At 71.8% G+C, this 14,384-nt stretch carries 13 protein-coding genes; 11 read left to right on the top strand and 2 right to left on the bottom strand.

Annotation, left to right across the window (positions count from 1 at the left end):
• Positions 1-71 precede the first annotated feature (71 nt).
• From recG to mutM, 8 genes are all read left to right on the top strand, one after another.
• Complete coding sequence (gene recG / locus ACFXPL_RS22885) at positions 72-2,348, top strand: ATP-dependent DNA helicase RecG (protein ID WP_384922504.1); 2,277 nt, start codon at positions 72-74, stop codon at positions 2,346-2,348.
• A 144-nt stretch (positions 2,349-2,492) separates the two neighbouring features.
• On the top strand, positions 2,493-3,077 hold the full coding sequence (gene rsmD / locus ACFXPL_RS22880; protein WP_384922501.1) for a 16S rRNA (guanine(966)-N(2))-methyltransferase RsmD: 585 nt from the start codon (positions 2,493-2,495) through the stop codon (positions 3,075-3,077).
• Between the two features lie 26 nt (positions 3,078-3,103).
• Positions 3,104-3,583, top strand: coding sequence for a pantetheine-phosphate adenylyltransferase (gene coaD, locus ACFXPL_RS22875; RefSeq protein WP_384922586.1), 480 nt, complete (start codon positions 3,104-3,106; stop codon positions 3,581-3,583).
• 98 nt (positions 3,584-3,681) lie between these two features.
• Positions 3,682-4,914 (top strand): ATP synthase F0 subunit B, encoded by a 1,233-nt coding sequence (locus tag ACFXPL_RS22870; RefSeq protein WP_384922498.1) that lies wholly within the window; start codon positions 3,682-3,684, stop codon positions 4,912-4,914.
• 222 nt (positions 4,915-5,136) lie between these two features.
• Positions 5,137-5,775 (top strand): YceD family protein, encoded by a 639-nt coding sequence (locus tag ACFXPL_RS22865; protein ID WP_384922583.1) that lies wholly within the window; start codon positions 5,137-5,139, stop codon positions 5,773-5,775.
• Between the two features lie 2 nt (positions 5,776-5,777).
• Positions 5,778-5,951, top strand: coding sequence for a 50S ribosomal protein L32 (rpmF, locus tag ACFXPL_RS22860; RefSeq protein WP_053675094.1), 174 nt, complete (start codon positions 5,778-5,780; stop codon positions 5,949-5,951).
• A gap of 19 nt (positions 5,952-5,970) precedes the next feature.
• Positions 5,971-6,876 (top strand): ribonuclease III, encoded by a 906-nt coding sequence (gene rnc / locus ACFXPL_RS22855; protein ID WP_384922495.1) that lies wholly within the window; start codon positions 5,971-5,973, stop codon positions 6,874-6,876.
• A 132-nt stretch (positions 6,877-7,008) separates the two neighbouring features.
• Positions 7,009-7,869 carry a bifunctional DNA-formamidopyrimidine glycosylase/DNA-(apurinic or apyrimidinic site) lyase gene (gene mutM / locus ACFXPL_RS22850; RefSeq protein ID WP_384922492.1) on the top strand — a complete coding sequence of 287 codons (861 nt, stop codon included), beginning with the start codon at positions 7,009-7,011 and terminating at the stop codon, positions 7,867-7,869.
• Here mutM and ACFXPL_RS22845 read toward each other — a convergent pair.
• Positions 7,842-8,243: a winged helix-turn-helix transcriptional regulator gene (locus tag ACFXPL_RS22845; RefSeq protein ID WP_384922489.1), complete on the bottom strand. Its 402-nt coding sequence runs from the start codon at positions 8,241-8,243 to the stop codon at positions 7,842-7,844. The genes mutM and ACFXPL_RS22845 overlap by 28 nt on opposite strands.
• Positions 8,244-8,355: 112 nt before the next feature.
• A complete protein-coding gene (locus ACFXPL_RS22840; protein ID WP_384922486.1) occupies positions 8,356-9,288 on the bottom strand; it encodes a CAP domain-containing protein in 933 nt (310 codons plus the stop codon).
• Positions 9,289-9,421: 133 nt separating this feature from the next.
• Here ACFXPL_RS22840 and ACFXPL_RS22835 point away from each other — a divergent pair, with 133 nt between their 5' ends.
• The 3 genes from ACFXPL_RS22835 to ACFXPL_RS22825 all read left to right on the top strand — a co-directional run bounded on the left by ACFXPL_RS22835 (position 9,422) and on the right by ACFXPL_RS22825 (position 14,332).
• The gene (locus ACFXPL_RS22835; protein ID WP_384922483.1) at positions 9,422-9,703 is read left to right on the top strand and encodes an acylphosphatase; all 282 of its coding nucleotides are present in this window, start codon (positions 9,422-9,424) and stop codon (positions 9,701-9,703) included.
• 392 nt (positions 9,704-10,095) lie between these two features.
• Positions 10,096-10,314 (top strand): hypothetical protein, encoded by a 219-nt coding sequence (locus ACFXPL_RS22830; protein ID WP_030351764.1) that lies wholly within the window; start codon positions 10,096-10,098, stop codon positions 10,312-10,314.
• 199 nt (positions 10,315-10,513) lie between these two features.
• Complete coding sequence (locus tag ACFXPL_RS22825) at positions 10,514-14,332, top strand: chromosome segregation SMC family protein (RefSeq protein WP_384922480.1); 3,819 nt, start codon at positions 10,514-10,516, stop codon at positions 14,330-14,332.
• Positions 14,333-14,384: the final 52 nt, after the last annotated feature.

Here is a 14,384-nt window from a genome sequence, read left to right as displayed (position 1 = left end):
GGACGCGGCGGCACGGCTGCGACCTGCGGAAACCCGGGGGTGTGCGACGGCTGTCAGTGGTGTGGTGTGCAATGGATCGCGTGTCCGCGCTGGATGAACCACTCAAGAAGTCACTCGGCCCCGCCACCGCGAAGGTGATGGCCGAACACCTCGGCCTGCACACGGTCGGTGACCTGCTCCACCACTACCCACGGCGGTACGAGGAGCGCGGCCAGCTCACCACCCTGGCCGAACTCCCGCTGGACGAGGACGTGACGGTGGTCGCCCAGGTCGCGGATTCCCGGATTCTCACGTTCAACCACGGCCGCGGCCAGCGCCTGGAGATCACCCTCACCGACGGCAGCGGCCGGCTCCAGCTCGTCTTCTTCGGCCGCGGGCTCCACAAGCCGCACAAGGAACTGCCGCCCGGCAGCCGCGGCATGTTCGCCGGCAAGGTGTCCGTCTTCAACCGCAAGCTCCAGCTGGCGCACCCCACGTACGTCCCGCTCGGCCGGCCCGACGGGGCCGTGGGGGACGACGACGCCGCGAGCGCCGCGGACGCCTTCGCCGGCAAGCTGATCCCGATCTACCCGGCCTGCAAGGGCCTGGAGTCCTGGAAGATCACCAAAGCCGTCGACGCCGTCCTGCCCCGCGCCGTGGAGGCCGCCGATCCGCTGCCGGCCGCGCTGCGCGAGGGACGCGGCTTCGTCCCGCTGCCCGAGGCGCTGCTCAAGGTCCACCGGCCCGAGACGAGGGCCGACATCGAGGACGCCCGCGCGCGCCTCAAGTGGGACGAGGCGTTCGTCCTCCAGGTCGCGCTCGCCCGGCGGCGGTACGCGGACACCCAGCTCCCCGCCGTCGCCAGGAAGCCGGTGGCGGACGGGCTGCTCGACGCCTTCGACGCCGAACTGCCCTTCACCCTCACGGAAGGCCAGCGGAAGGTCACCGCCGAGATCTTCGCGGACCTCGCCACCGAACACCCCATGCACCGGCTGCTCCAGGGCGAGGTCGGCTCCGGCAAGACGCTCGTCGCGCTGCGCGCGATGCTCACGGTGGTGGACGCGGGCGGCCAGGCCGCGCTGCTGGCGCCCACCGAAGTGCTCGCGCAGCAGCACCACCGCTCGATCACGGAGATGATGGGCGGGCTGGCCGAGGGCGGGACGCTCGGCGGCGCGGAGAACGCCACCAAGGTGGTGCTGCTCACCGGCTCCATGGGCACCGCCGCCCGCCGTCAGGCGCTGCTCGACCTGGTCACCGGCGAGGCCGGGATGGTGATCGGCACGCACGCGCTGATCGAGGACAAGGTGCGCTTCCACGACTTGGGCCTGGTCGTCGTGGACGAGCAGCACCGCTTCGGAGTGGAGCAGCGCGACGCGCTGCGCTCCAAGGGCAAGCAGCCGCCGCACCTGCTGGTCATGACGGCCACCCCCATCCCCCGTACGGTCGCCATGACCGTCTTCGGCGACCTGGAGACGTCCGTACTGGACCAGCTCCCGGCCGGGCGCTCCCCGATCGCCAGCCATGTCGTTCCCGCCGAGGACAAGCCGCACTTCCTCGCCCGCGCCTGGGAGCGGGTGCGCGAGGAGGTCGGCAAGGGGCACCAGGCGTACGTGGTCTGCCCCCGGATCGGGGACGACGACGCGGAGAAGGGCTCCAAGGGCTCCAAGGGCGGCGGCAAGGGCGGCGGAAGCGGGACGGGCGGGACGAAGAAGGCCGCCGAGGCCAAGGAGAAGGCCGCCGATGACGCGGAGAAGCGGCCCCCGCTCGCGGTGCTCGACGTGGCGGAGCAGCTCACGGCGGGGCCGCTGGCCGGGCTCCGGGTCGAGGTCCTGCACGGACGGATGCAGCCGGACGACAAGGACGCCGTGATGCGCCGCTTCGCCGCGGGCGAGGTGGACGTCCTGGTCGCGACGACGGTCATCGAGGTCGGGGTGAACGTCCCCAACGCCACCGCGATGGTGATCATGGACGCGGACCGGTTCGGCGTCTCCCAGCTCCACCAGTTGCGCGGCCGGGTCGGCCGCGGCGCGGCCCCCGGTCTCTGCCTCCTGGTCACCGACATGCCGGAGGCGAGCCCCGCCAGGGCCCGGCTCGGCGCGGTCGCCGCCACGCTCGACGGCTTCGAACTGTCCCGGATCGACCTCGAACAGCGCCGCGAGGGCGATGTGCTGGGCCAGGCCCAGTCCGGGGTGCGCTCCTCGCTGCGGATGCTCGCCGTCATCGAGGACGAGGAGATCATCGCCGCCGCCCGCGAGGAGGCCGTGGCGGTGGTCGCCGCCGACCCGGAGCTGGCGTCCAGCCCCGAACTGCGCACGGCGCTGGACGCGCTGCTGGACACGGAGCGCGAGCAGTACCTCGACAAGGGCTGACGGGGAGGCTGTGCGGGCCGGTCCTCGGGACCGGCCGGGCCCGCTCCCGCCGTACGCCATATCGTGGAGCCCGAGCGGTCGTCGCCGACCTCCGCCCCAGCGCTGTCCGCCCCAGCCCTCCCACGAACCGAGGACCCGACACCCATGACCCGCGTGATCGCCGGTGCCGCCGGCGGACGCCGGCTCGCCGTCCCGCCCGGCACCGGCACCCGCCCCACCTCCGACCGGGCGCGTGAGGGCCTTTTCTCCACCTGGCAGTCGCTCCTCGGCACCCTGGACGGCGTCCGGATCGCCGATCTGTACGCCGGGTCCGGTGCCGTCGGCCTCGAAGCGCTCTCGCGCGGCGCCGCACACGCCCTGCTCGTCGAGGCCGACGGCCGCGCCGCCCGTACCGTCCGCGAGAACGTCGCGGCGCTCCGCCTGCCCGGGGCCGAGGTCCGGACCGGCAAGGCGGAGCAGATCGTCGCGGGACCGGCCCCCCAGGACCCCTACGACCTGGTGTTCCTCGATCCGCCGTACGCCGTCACCGACGACGATCTTCGGGAGATCCTGCTCACACTCCGGACCGGGGGGTGGCTCAGCGGCGATGCCGTCGCCACCGTGGAACGCAGCACCAGAGGTGGGCAATTCGGCTGGCCGACCGGCTTCGTACCGCTGCGGTCCCGTCGCTACGGCGAGGGAACGCTTTGGTACGGTCGCGCCGCTTCTCGTGACGAAGACGCATCATGACCGGACCGGAGAGCGAGGGAATTCAGTTGCGCCGCGCCGTCTGTCCGGGGTCCTTCGACCCCATCACCAATGGACATCTCGACATCATCGCCCGCGCCTCCAAGCTGTACGACGTCGTACACGTCGCAGTGATGATCAACCAGTCCAAGAAAGGGCTGTTCACGATCGAGGAGCGGATCGAGCTGATCCGCGAGGTCACCGCCGAATTCGGCAATGTCGAGGTGGAGTCCTTCCACGGCCTCCTCGTGGACTTCTGCAAGCAGCGCGACATCCCGGCCATCGTGAAGGGCCTGCGCGCCGTCAGCGACTTCGACTACGAGTTGCAGATGGCCCAGATGAACAACGGGCTCTCGGGCGTCGAGACCCTGTTCGTCCCCACCAACCCCACGTACAGCTTCCTCTCCTCCTCCCTGGTGAAGGAAGTGGCCACCTGGGGCGGGGACGTCTCCCACCTGCTGCCGCCCGCCGTCCACACCGCGGTCATAGAGCGCCTCGGCAAGAAGTGACGCGCTGACCGCCCGTCACCCGGTGTCGGACGGACGCGCACTGGCCTTACAGTCGTTGCGTCCGTCTCCAAACCGGCCGAAAGAGTGGCGAGCACACGGTGGACGTGCAGAAGAAGCTCGACGAGATCGTCGACACGGTGGGCAACGCCCGCTCGATGCCCATGTCCGCGTCCTGTGTGGTCAACCGGGCCGAGCTGCTCGCGCTGCTCGAAGAGGTACGCGAGGCGCTGCCCGACTCGCTGGCCCAGGCGCGGGAGCTGCTCGGCGGGCAGGAGCAGCTCGCCGAACAGGCCCGCCAGGAGGCGGAGCGCATCATCGAGGGCGCGCACGCCCAGCGCTCCACGCTGATCTCGGACACGGCGGTCGCCCGCCGCTCCCAGGAGGAGGCCGACCGTATCCTCGCCGAGGCCCGCAGGGAGGCCGAGGAGGTCCGCGCCGAGGCCGACGACTACGTCGACTCGAAGCTCGCCAACTTCGAGGTCGTCCTCACCAAGACCATCGGTTCCGTCGACCGGGGGCGCGAGAAGCTGCTCGGCCGCTCCCCGGGCTCCGGCGAGCCGGGGTACGCGGGCGCCGATGACGACGACGCCCCGGAGTACAGCGCGGACCCCAGCACCCTGATCCGGCGGGCCGACGAGTACGTCGACGCCAAGATCGGCGCCTTCGAGGCCGTCCTGACCAAGACGCTCGAAGCGGTCGGGCGGGGCCGGCAGAAGCTGCACGGCCGCACGGAGTCCGACGAGCTGGGGGCGCACATGGCCGCCCAGGACGCGGCGGGCCCGCAGGCGCGCACCAGCGACGCCGACTACCTGGCCGACCTCGCCGGGACCCCGCGGGAAGCCCTCCAGGCGCCCGTGGCGGCCCCGCAGCAGCCCCTCGCGCCTCCGGAGCCCGCCCTGCCCCCAGCACCCGTCCAGCAGCCGTACACGGACCCCGCCTACGCGCGGACGGCGCAGCGGTCCGCCGGTACGGGGTACCAGGACGGCGGCTACGAGGCGACCGGCGGGTACCAGGACCCGGCGTACCCCGCCACGGACCCCGGCTACGGGGCGGGCTACCCGCAGCAGGACGCCTACGGTTATCAGCAGGACCCGTACACGTACCAGCAGCAGGGCTACGGCCAGGACCAGGGACAGGGGCAGCAGCAGGCCCAGGGGTACGACCCGAACTACGGCTGGCAGCAGCAACCGCAGACGGACGGGCGGCCCGCGCTCCCGGCCCTGCCCGCCGCCCCCGCCGACCAGCAGCAGGGCGCGCTCGACGAGACCAGTTTCTTCGACACGAGCATGATCGACCTGGAGCAGCTCCGCCGCTACGAACAGGGCCACTGACCGGGTCCGGACCCCGCCCAGGGCCCGGAACCCGTCCAGGCCCCGGCCCCGGCCCCGTCCCGTGACCCCGCCCAGGGCCCCTGACGGGCCCGGATTGGGTCTACGGCGGCCGGTCCAGTACCCTGGTTCTTCGGCCGTGTGTATGTCCGCGGCTCAGGCTGCCCGCTTCGCTTCCGCGACGGTGGCGGCCCCTCTCTCCAGATCCGAAAGCGGGAAACAGCCCTGAACGCGCGCCTCGACCACCACAACCCCCTCGTGTTCGACACACACGAGCTGGGGCGGCGTCCTGGTGCGCTCCGCAAGGTGACCCGCTCGGTGCCCGCCCCCAAGGACTTCGGTATCGACGGGGTCATCGGAGCGCCCGAGGGCGCCCCGGTGGAGCTGGACCTCCGCCTTGAGTCGGTCATGGAAGGGGTGCTCGTCACGGGCACCGCCCGTGTCTCGGCCGAGGGGGAGTGCGTAAGGTGTCTGGAGCCGCTCAGCCATGAAGTGGCGGCGGACTTCCAGGAGATGTTCTCGTACCACGACACCGACGACCGGGGCCGCAGCCGTGCGGAGCCGGCCGACGACGCCGAGGACGACGAGGACACGCTCTTCATCGAGGACGGCCTGTTCGACCTCGAACCCGTGCTGCGTGATGCGGTGGTGCTCGCACTGCCGATGCAGCCGGTGTGCCGGGAGACCTGCGCCGGCCTGTGTTCCACATGTGGGATCAGGCTGGACGAGAACCCGGACCACCACCATGACGCCGTCGACATCCGTTGGGCGGCATTGCAGGGACTCGCCGAGACCGTCAAGGACGGCGAGAAGGACAACATGGGCGGCGCCGAAGCAGGCGTCGACGAGAAGCAGGAGAAGTAGCCGTGGCTGTTCCGAAGCGGAAGATGTCGCGCAGCAACACGCGCCACCGCCGGTCGCAGTGGAAGGCTGCGGTCCCCAACCTGGTTTCGTGCGAGCGTTGCCAGGAGCCGAAGCTCCAGCACATCGCGTGCCCGAGCTGCGGCACCTATAACAAGCGCCAGGTCCTCGAGGTCTGAGCGGCTGGTGAGAGGCTCGATGTCTGAACTGGTCCCTGCTAAGAAGCAGACAGACACTGTCAGTACGGCCTCGTCCCACACGCTTCTGGAAGGGCGGCTCGGGTACCACCTCGAGACCGCCCTTCTGGTACGTGCGCTGACCCATCGCTCGTTCGCGTACGAGAACGGCGGTCTGCCCACCAACGAGCGGCTCGAATTCCTCGGGGATTCGGTGCTCGGCCTGGTGGTCACGGACACGCTGTACCGCATCCACCCCGACCTGCCCGAAGGCCAACTGGCCAAGTTGCGGGCCGCGGTGGTCAACTCACGTGCGCTGGCGGAAGTGGGCCGCGGCCTCGAACTCGGCTCCTTCATCCGGCTCGGCCGGGGCGAAGAGGGCACGGGTGGCCGGGACAAGGCCTCCATCCTCGCCGACACCCTTGAAGCGGTGATCGGCGCCGTCTATCTCGACCAGGGCCTCGAAGCGGCGTCCGAGCTGGTGCACCGGCTCTTCGACCCGCTCATCGAGAAGTCCTCGAATCTCGGGGCGGGCCTGGACTGGAAGACCAGTCTCCAGGAGCTGACCGCGGCGGAGACCCTCGGCGTGCCCGAGTACCTCGTCACGGAGACAGGACCCGACCACGAGAAGACCTTCACCGCTGCCGCCCGCGTCGGTGGTGTCTCGTACGGCACCGGCACCGGCCGCAGCAAGAAGGAAGCGGAGCAGCAGGCGGCGGAGTCCGCCTGGCGGTCCATCCGGTCCTCGGCCGACGAACGGGAGGCGGCGGCGAAGTCCGGCGCCGGTGGACCGTCCGTCACCGACTCCGGAGCCGGTGAACCGGCGGTCGCCGGCACCGGTGACTCGCCCGCTGCCGGCGGAGGAGGGGCCACCGACGCCACTTCTCCACCGGCGGAGCAGGCTCCGGCGGACACCGCGACGGGCTGACCGTCCGTCCGTACGCTCCTTCCCGGTACGCCCCTCGTGCCGTCCGCGGCGCGAGGGGCGTCTCCCGTGGGGCCCCCGCCCGGCGGGCTCCGTACCCGCTGATCGCCGTTGCCCTGTTCCGAGGAGCCTCCCGTGCCCGAGCTGCCCGAGGTCGAAGTCGTCCGGCGCGGACTCGAACGCTGGATCAGCGGCCGGACCGTCGCCGAGACCGACGTGCTCCATCCGCGCGCGGTACGGCGCCACCTCGGGGGCGGTACGGACTTCGCCGCGCGTCTCAAGGGGCACACCATCGGCGCCGCGCGGCGCCGCGGCAAGTACCTGTGGCTGCCGCTCACGGACACCGACGCCTCGATCCTGGGCCATCTCGGGATGAGCGGTCAGCTTCTCGTGCAGCCCGAGACCGCCCCCGCCGAGAAGCACCTGCGGATCCGGGTCCGCTTCGACGACCCGCTCGGCACCGAGCTGCGCTTCGTCGACCAGCGCACCTTCGGCGGCCTCTCGCTCCACGACAACACACCCGACGGGGTGCCGGACGTCATCGCGCACATCGCCCGTGACCCCCTGGACCCCGCCTTCGACGAGGACGCCTTCCTCACCGCGCTGAAGCTGCGCCGTACGACGGTCAAGCGCGCGCTGCTCGACCAGTCACTGATCAGCGGCGTCGGCAACATCTACGCGGACGAGGCGCTCTGGCGCGCCAGACTCCATTACGAACGTCCCACCGCGACGCTGCCCCGCCCCCGCGCCGTCGAACTGCTCGGCCACGCGCGCGACGTGATGCACGCGGCGCTCTCCGTCGGCGGCACCAGTTTCGACAGCCTGTACGTCAATGTGAACGGCGAGTCCGGTTACTTCGACCGGTCGCTCGACGCGTACGGACGCGAGGGCGAGCCGTGCCGCCGCTGCGGGACCCCGATCCGCCGGCGCCCCTGGATGAACCGCTCCAGCTACTTCTGCCCGCGCTGTCAGCGCCCGCCGCGCGCCGCGTCGTAACGCTCCCGCGCCGCCAGCACCTCGGGCATCCGCCCTTCCAGCAGGTGGACGAGCCCGAGCAGCCGCCCGGCGGCCTCCCGGCCCAGCGGCGTCAGCTCGTAGTCCACGCGCGGCGGGTTGACCGGTTGCGCGTCGCGGCGTACGAGGCCGTCCCGCTCCAGTGCGTGCAGGGTCTGGGAGAGCATCTTCTCGCTCACCCCGTCGACGCGCCGCCGCAGCTCGTTGAAGCGGAAGCCGCTCTCGTGAAGCGCGCAGAGGGTGAGACCGCCCCAGCGGCCCGTCACATGCTCCAGCGTGCCGCGCGAGGGGCACTGCCGGGAGAACACGTCGAAGGCGAACCCGTCGGGCCCGGCGTCATCGGAGAGGGTGTCCATCTCCGCACCTTACTAGCGGAAAGCGCCACCCGATGGGTGGCGCTTTCTCGCAGTGGGTGCTGGGGCGGGCCGGCCGCGCACCGTACGGGGCGGCCCCGCGCGCCGTACCGGGTCAGAAGCCGAAGTTCTGCGTCCACCACGGGCCGCCGGAACTGGTGTTCACCCCGACGCCGAGCCGGGTGTAGTCGCAGTTCAGGATGTTGGCGCGGTGGCCCTCGCTGTTCATCCAGGAGTCCATCACCGCCTCGGCGGTGGCCTGCCCCCGGGCTATGTTCTCGCCTCCGAGGTTCTTCACACCGGCCTGGTCCGCGCGGTCCCAAGGAGTGTCGCCGTCGGGGTCCGTGTGGTCGAAGAAGCCACGCGCCGCCATGTCGTCGCTGAACGCCTGCGCCAGCGCGTTCAGACTCCCGTCGGCCTTCAGCGCGGCGCAGCCGACCTTGGCCCGCTCCTGGTTGACCAGCGAGAGCACGGCCGACGCGGTGGACGAGGGCGCCGCCTGGGGCTGCTCGGCGGCGCGCTCCGTGGTCTGCGAGGGCGCCGGAGCCTCGTCCTCCTTGGTGGGGGAGGCGGCCGAGCCCGCCGAGCCGGAGCCCGTGTCCTTCGAGGGGGTCTCCGTCTTCGCCTTCGGCGGCGCGGGGGCGGGCTTCGCCTGCGTCGGGGAGGCGGAGGGCGACGTGGAGGAGGGCGAGGCCGACTTCTTCGGGCCCGTCGTCCGCTCCGCGCTACGGCTCGGCTCCATCTTCGCCGTACGCGTCGGATCCGCGGAGGCACCGCCCTGCTGCTGGAGCTCGGGCGCGCCCTCGCTGCGGATCTGCTCACCGGTGGTGCCGCCGCCGCTCACCGAGAACTGGCCCCCGCCGGGCAGCAGACCGGAGGCGACCGCGACGGCGCCGACCGCCATCGCCGCGGAGGCGCCGAGCAGTCCCGTACGGACGGGCTTGGCGACCCGGCCCTTGCGGCGCGGTGCGCCCGAGGGGCCGTTGGCGGAGTCCTCGGGGGATACGACAGGTACGCCGGGGGCGGCGGAGCGTCGGTGGCGTCCCATCTGTGGTGCCTTCCTCAGTCTCGACGGCAACGTTACTCACCCGTATGAGTGAGGCTCATTGCGACCGGACTGTACGGCATGGCACGTGGGGGTGCCGGGCCTGGAGAGCAATTGGCCGATTAGCTTTGCGCCTATGAAAGAAGATGTACGACTCACGGCTTGGGTCCGCGGCCGAGTGCAAGGAGTCGGCTTCCGCTGGTTCACCAGGGCGAACGCTCTGGAGATCGGCGGTCTCACCGGATTCGCCCTCAATCTCGACGACGGCAGGGTGCAGGTCGTCGCGGAGGGACCGCGTGACAATTGCCACCGGCTGCTGGAGTGGCTCCGTTCCACCGACACACCCGGGCGAGTGGACGGAGTCACTGAGATCTGGGACACCCCGCGCGGCGGTTACGAGAGCTTCGCGATCCGCTGAGAAGCGAGCCCGTCTTCCCGGCTCACAGGGGCCGGGAATTGCCACCGGGATAACCGACTCTCCGCGATGACCAGCGATGACCTGGTGGTTGCCAAGAACGGCCGGCTGTGCCAAGCTCCCCGGTCAGCGAAGATCTCGACGCCCCCCGGGACCCGGGGAGAGCGCGCGCCGCCGCAGGCCGCGGCCCCGCGCCACCGGGCCGTCCGGCGCCCCGGGCTGTGATCGTGTTGACCGTCAAACTTTTTGGTGAGACTCTGGAATCCCCGCGCACCTTAGCTGTTTGGCAGTAAGACCCGCAGTGATGAACAAGCACTGCCAGGCACCGCGGGTGCGATTTCCCTCACGACCCACACCGCATTCGGTCGGTCACACAGTGTGGAGGACCATTCATCATGGCAAAGGCGCTTCTCGGTTATGTCGGCGGTTCCGACCCGCGACTCCTCGCCGAGATGCGACGGCTTCAGCAGCGCGTCCAGGACCTCGAATCCGAGCTCGTACGGATCCAGTCCGAGAACGACGTGCTGAATGCTGCTGTCGCACAGCACCCCGGAGAGTCGCTGCTCAACGGCATCGACATTGACGTACCCCAGGCGGAGCCCGCGCTCACCTGATGACAGCCCCCGTCGGGGCCGGGTGAGAAACACTCTCGCAAGATATGCAAGGGACGCTTCGGCGTCCCTTCTTTCTTTCCATCTTCCCCTGTACGAAGCTTTGTTGGCGCTGCCACGCCTTTCTTAACGTCTGATGTGCCCTGCGCGTTCCACGGTGAAACCGGCGACGGACGATCCGGGCCCGGTAGAGTCCGGCGGCGTGCACCTCAAGGCCATGACCCTGCGCGGGTTCAAATCCTTCGCCTCCGCCACGACGCTGCGCTTCGAGCCGGGTATCACCTGTGTCGTGGGCCCGAACGGCTCCGGGAAATCCAATGTGGTGGACGCGCTCTCCTGGGTCATGGGAGAGCAGGGCGCGAAGTCGCTGCGCGGCGGAAAAATGGAAGACGTGATCTTCGCCGGCACGACCGGGCGCCCCGCGCTCGGCCGTGCCGAGGTCTCTCTCACGATCGACAACTCCGACGGCGCGCTGCCGATCGACTACGCCGAGGTCACCATTACGCGGATCATGTTCCGCAACGGCGGCAGCGAATACCAGCTCAATGGTGATACCTGCCGGTTGCTCGATATCCAGGAACTGCTCTCCGACTCCGGTATCGGCCGCGAGATGCACGTGATCGTCGGACAGGGCCAGCTCGACTCCGTACTCCACGCCGATCCGATGGGCCGCCGGGCATTCATCGAGGAAGCCGCCGGGGTGCTGAAGCACCGCAAGCGGAAAGAGAAGGCGCTGCGGAAACTGGAGGCGATGAAGGCGAATCTCGCCCGGGTCCAGGACCTGACGGACGAACTGCGCCGCCAGCTCAAGCCGCTCGGCCGGCAGGCGGCGGTCGCGCGGCGGGCCGCCGTCATCCAGGCCGACCTGCGTGACGCCCGGCTGCGGCTGCTCGCCGACGATCTGGTGCGGCTGCGCGAGGCGCTGCGTACGGAGATCGCGGACGAGGCCGAGCTGAAGAGCCGCAAGGAGGAGGCCGAGAGCAGGCTGCAGGCCGCGCTGACCCGCGAGGCCGAACTGGAGGAGGAGGTGGCGCGGCTCGCGCCGCGCCTGCGGAAGGCCCAGCAGACCTGGTACGAGCTGTCGCAGCTCGCCGAACGGGTACGCGGCACCATCTCGCTGGCCGACGCGCGGGTCACCAGCGCCACCCACGCCCCCGAGGAGGAGCGGCGGGGCCGCGACCCGGAGGACTTGGAGCGCGAGGCCGCCCGGGTCCGGGAGCAGGAGGCGGAGCTGACCGCCGCGCTGGAGGCGGCCGAGCACGCCCGCGAGGACACCGTCGCCCACCGCGCCGAGCTGGAGCGCCGTCTCGCCGAGGAGGAACGCCGCCTGAGGGACGCCGCCCGCGCTCTCGCGGATCGCCGCGAGGGCCTGGCGCGGCTGCACGGCCAGGTCACCGCGGCGCGCGGCCGGGCGGCCTCGGCGCAGGCGGAGATCGGCCGGCTCGCCACGGCCAGGGACGAGGCGCGCGAGCGCGCGGCCCTGGCGCGGGGGGAGTACGAACAGCTCAAGGCCGAGGTCGACGGCCTCGACGCGGAGGACGACGCGCTCGGGGCCCGGTACGAGGACGCCCGCCGCGCGCTCTCCGAGGCGGAGACGGCGCAGAGTGCGGCGCGCGACGCCGCGAACACGGCGGAACGCGAACACGCCGCGCTGACCGCCCGCCACGACGCCCTCGCCCTGGGGTTGCGCCGCAAGGACGGAACCGGGGCGCTGCTGGGCGCCCGCGACCGGCTCACCGGCCTGCTGGGCCCCGCGGCGGAACTGCTCACCGTCACCCCAGGCCAGGAGGTCCCGGTCGCCGCGGCGCTGGGCGCGGCGGCCGACGCCGTCGCGGTCAGCGGCCCCGCCGCCGCAGTGGAGGCCCTGCGGCTGCTGCGCGAACAGGACGCGGGACGGGCGGCGCTGCTACTGGGCGCCCCGGCGCCGGACGCGCCGCAGGCCGGGGTCCCGGGCCAGGGCGCGGACGGTGCGCGGGGCGCGGTGCCGCCCGTACCGGCGGCGGACACCGGTGACGCCCCGCCCGGCCCGCGCGGGGCACCCGCGTCCGCCCCGTCGCCCGCGTCCGCCCCGTCGCCCGCGCCGTCCGCCCCGTACGCGCCCGGCGGGGTACCCGCGCAGAGCGGCGGCCCCGGTACGGACGAGGCAGGGACGGCGGTTACGGCGGGAGCGGCCCCCGGGACGGCCGGCTCCGTACGGACCGCCGTCGCCGCGCCGTACGTCGTCGACCTCGTCCAGGGACCGGCCGAGCTGATGGGCGCCGTACGCCGGCTCGTACGCGACATGGTGGTCGTCGCCACCCTCGAAGATGCCGAGGCACTGGTCGCCGCGCGGCCCACACTCACCGCCGTGACCGCCGAAGGGGATGTGCTCGGGGCGCACTTCGCGCACGGCGGCTCCGCGGGGGCGCCCAGTCTGCTGGAGGTGCGGGCCTCCGTCGACCAGGCGGCCGACGAACTGGCGCTGCTCGCCGTACGGTGCGAGGAACTGGACGGGGCGCGGCGCGCCGCCGCCGCACGCCGCACCGAACACGCCGCGCTCGTGGAGGAGCTGGGGGAGCTGCGCCGGGCCGCCGACCGGGAGAAGTCCGCGGTGTCCGGGCGGCTCGGGCGGCTCTCCGGGCAGGCCGGCGCCGCCGCCGCGGAGGCCGAACGGGCCGCCGGGGCCGCCGCCGAGGCGCAGGAGGCGCTGGAGCGGGCCACGGAGGAGGCGGAGGAGCTGACGGAGCGCCTGCTCGTCGCGGAGGAGGAGTCCCCCCTCGGGGAGGGCCACGAGGAGCCGGACACCTCCGTACGGGACCGGCTGGCCGCCGACGGCGCGAACGCCCGGCAGACCGAGATGGAGGCGAGGCTCCAGGTTCGTACCCACGAGGAGCGCGTGAAGGGGCTCGCGGGCCGGGCCGACGGCCTCGACCGTGCGGCACGCGCCGAGCGCGAGGCGCGGGCGCGCGCGGAACGGCGGCGCGCCCGGCTGCGTCACGAGGCACGTGTGGCCACCGCGGTCGCGGCCGGCGCCCGGCAACTTCTCGCGCACGTCGAGGTCTCGGTCGTACGGGCCGAGGCGGAGCGCGCCGCCGCAGAGCAGGCCAGGGCCGTACGCGACCAGGAGCTGACCGCCGAGCGGAACACCGGCCGCGACCTCAAGAGCGAGCTGGACAAGCTCACCGACTCGGTGCACCGGGGCGAGGTGCTCGGTGCCGAGAAGCGGTTGCGGATCGAGCAGCTTGAGGCGAAGGCGCTGGAGGAACTGGGCGTGGAGCCGGCCGGGCTGATCGCCGAGTACGGCCCTGACCAGCCTGTGCCGCCCTCGCCGGCGGCCGAGGGCGAGGGGCTGCCGGAGGACCCCGGGGATCCACGGAACCGGCCCAGGCCGTACGCGCGGACCGAGCAGGAGAAGCGGCTCAGGGCCGCCGAACGGGCGTATCAGCAGCTCGGGAAGGTGAATCCGCTGGCCCTTGAGGAGTTCGCGGCGCTGGAGGAGCGCCACCAGTTCCTCTCCGCGCAGCTCGAAGACCTGAAGAAGGCGCGGGCGGATCTGCTGGGGGTGGTGAAGGAGGTCGACGAGCGGGTGGAGCAGGTCTTCACCGAGGCGTTCCGTGACACCGCCGTCCAGTTCGAGGGGGTCTTCTCGCGGCTCTTCCCGGGCGGCGAGGGGCGGCTGATCCTCACGGATCCGGAGAACATGCTGACCACCGGTGTGGACGTGGAGGCCAGGCCGCCGGGCAAGAAGGTCAAGCGGCTCTCGCTGCTCTCCGGCGGCGAACGGTCCCTGACCGCGGTGGCGCTGCTGGTGTCGATCTTCAAGGCCAGGCCGAGCCCGTTCTATGTGATGGACGAGGTCGAGGCGGCGCTCGACGACACCAATCTCCAGCGGCTGATCCGCATCATGCGGGAGCTCCAGGAGAGCTCCCAGCTCATCGTGATCACCCATCAGAAACGGACGATGGAGGTCGCCGACGCGCTCTACGGGGTGTCGATGCAGGGGGACGGGGTATCCAAGGTCATCAGCCAGCGGCTCCACTGAGGTTCATGGCTTCACTGAGCGACATGTCATTTTCAAATCTTGAAGATCTGGT

Origin of the sequence: Streptomyces sp. NPDC059092, from assembly GCF_042756365.1 — a bacterium.
Taxonomy (GTDB): Bacteria; Actinomycetota; Actinomycetes; order Streptomycetales; family Streptomycetaceae; genus Streptomyces.
Note: the sequence above shows the minus strand (reverse complement) of the source record. Positions and strands in the feature narration are given on the sequence as shown.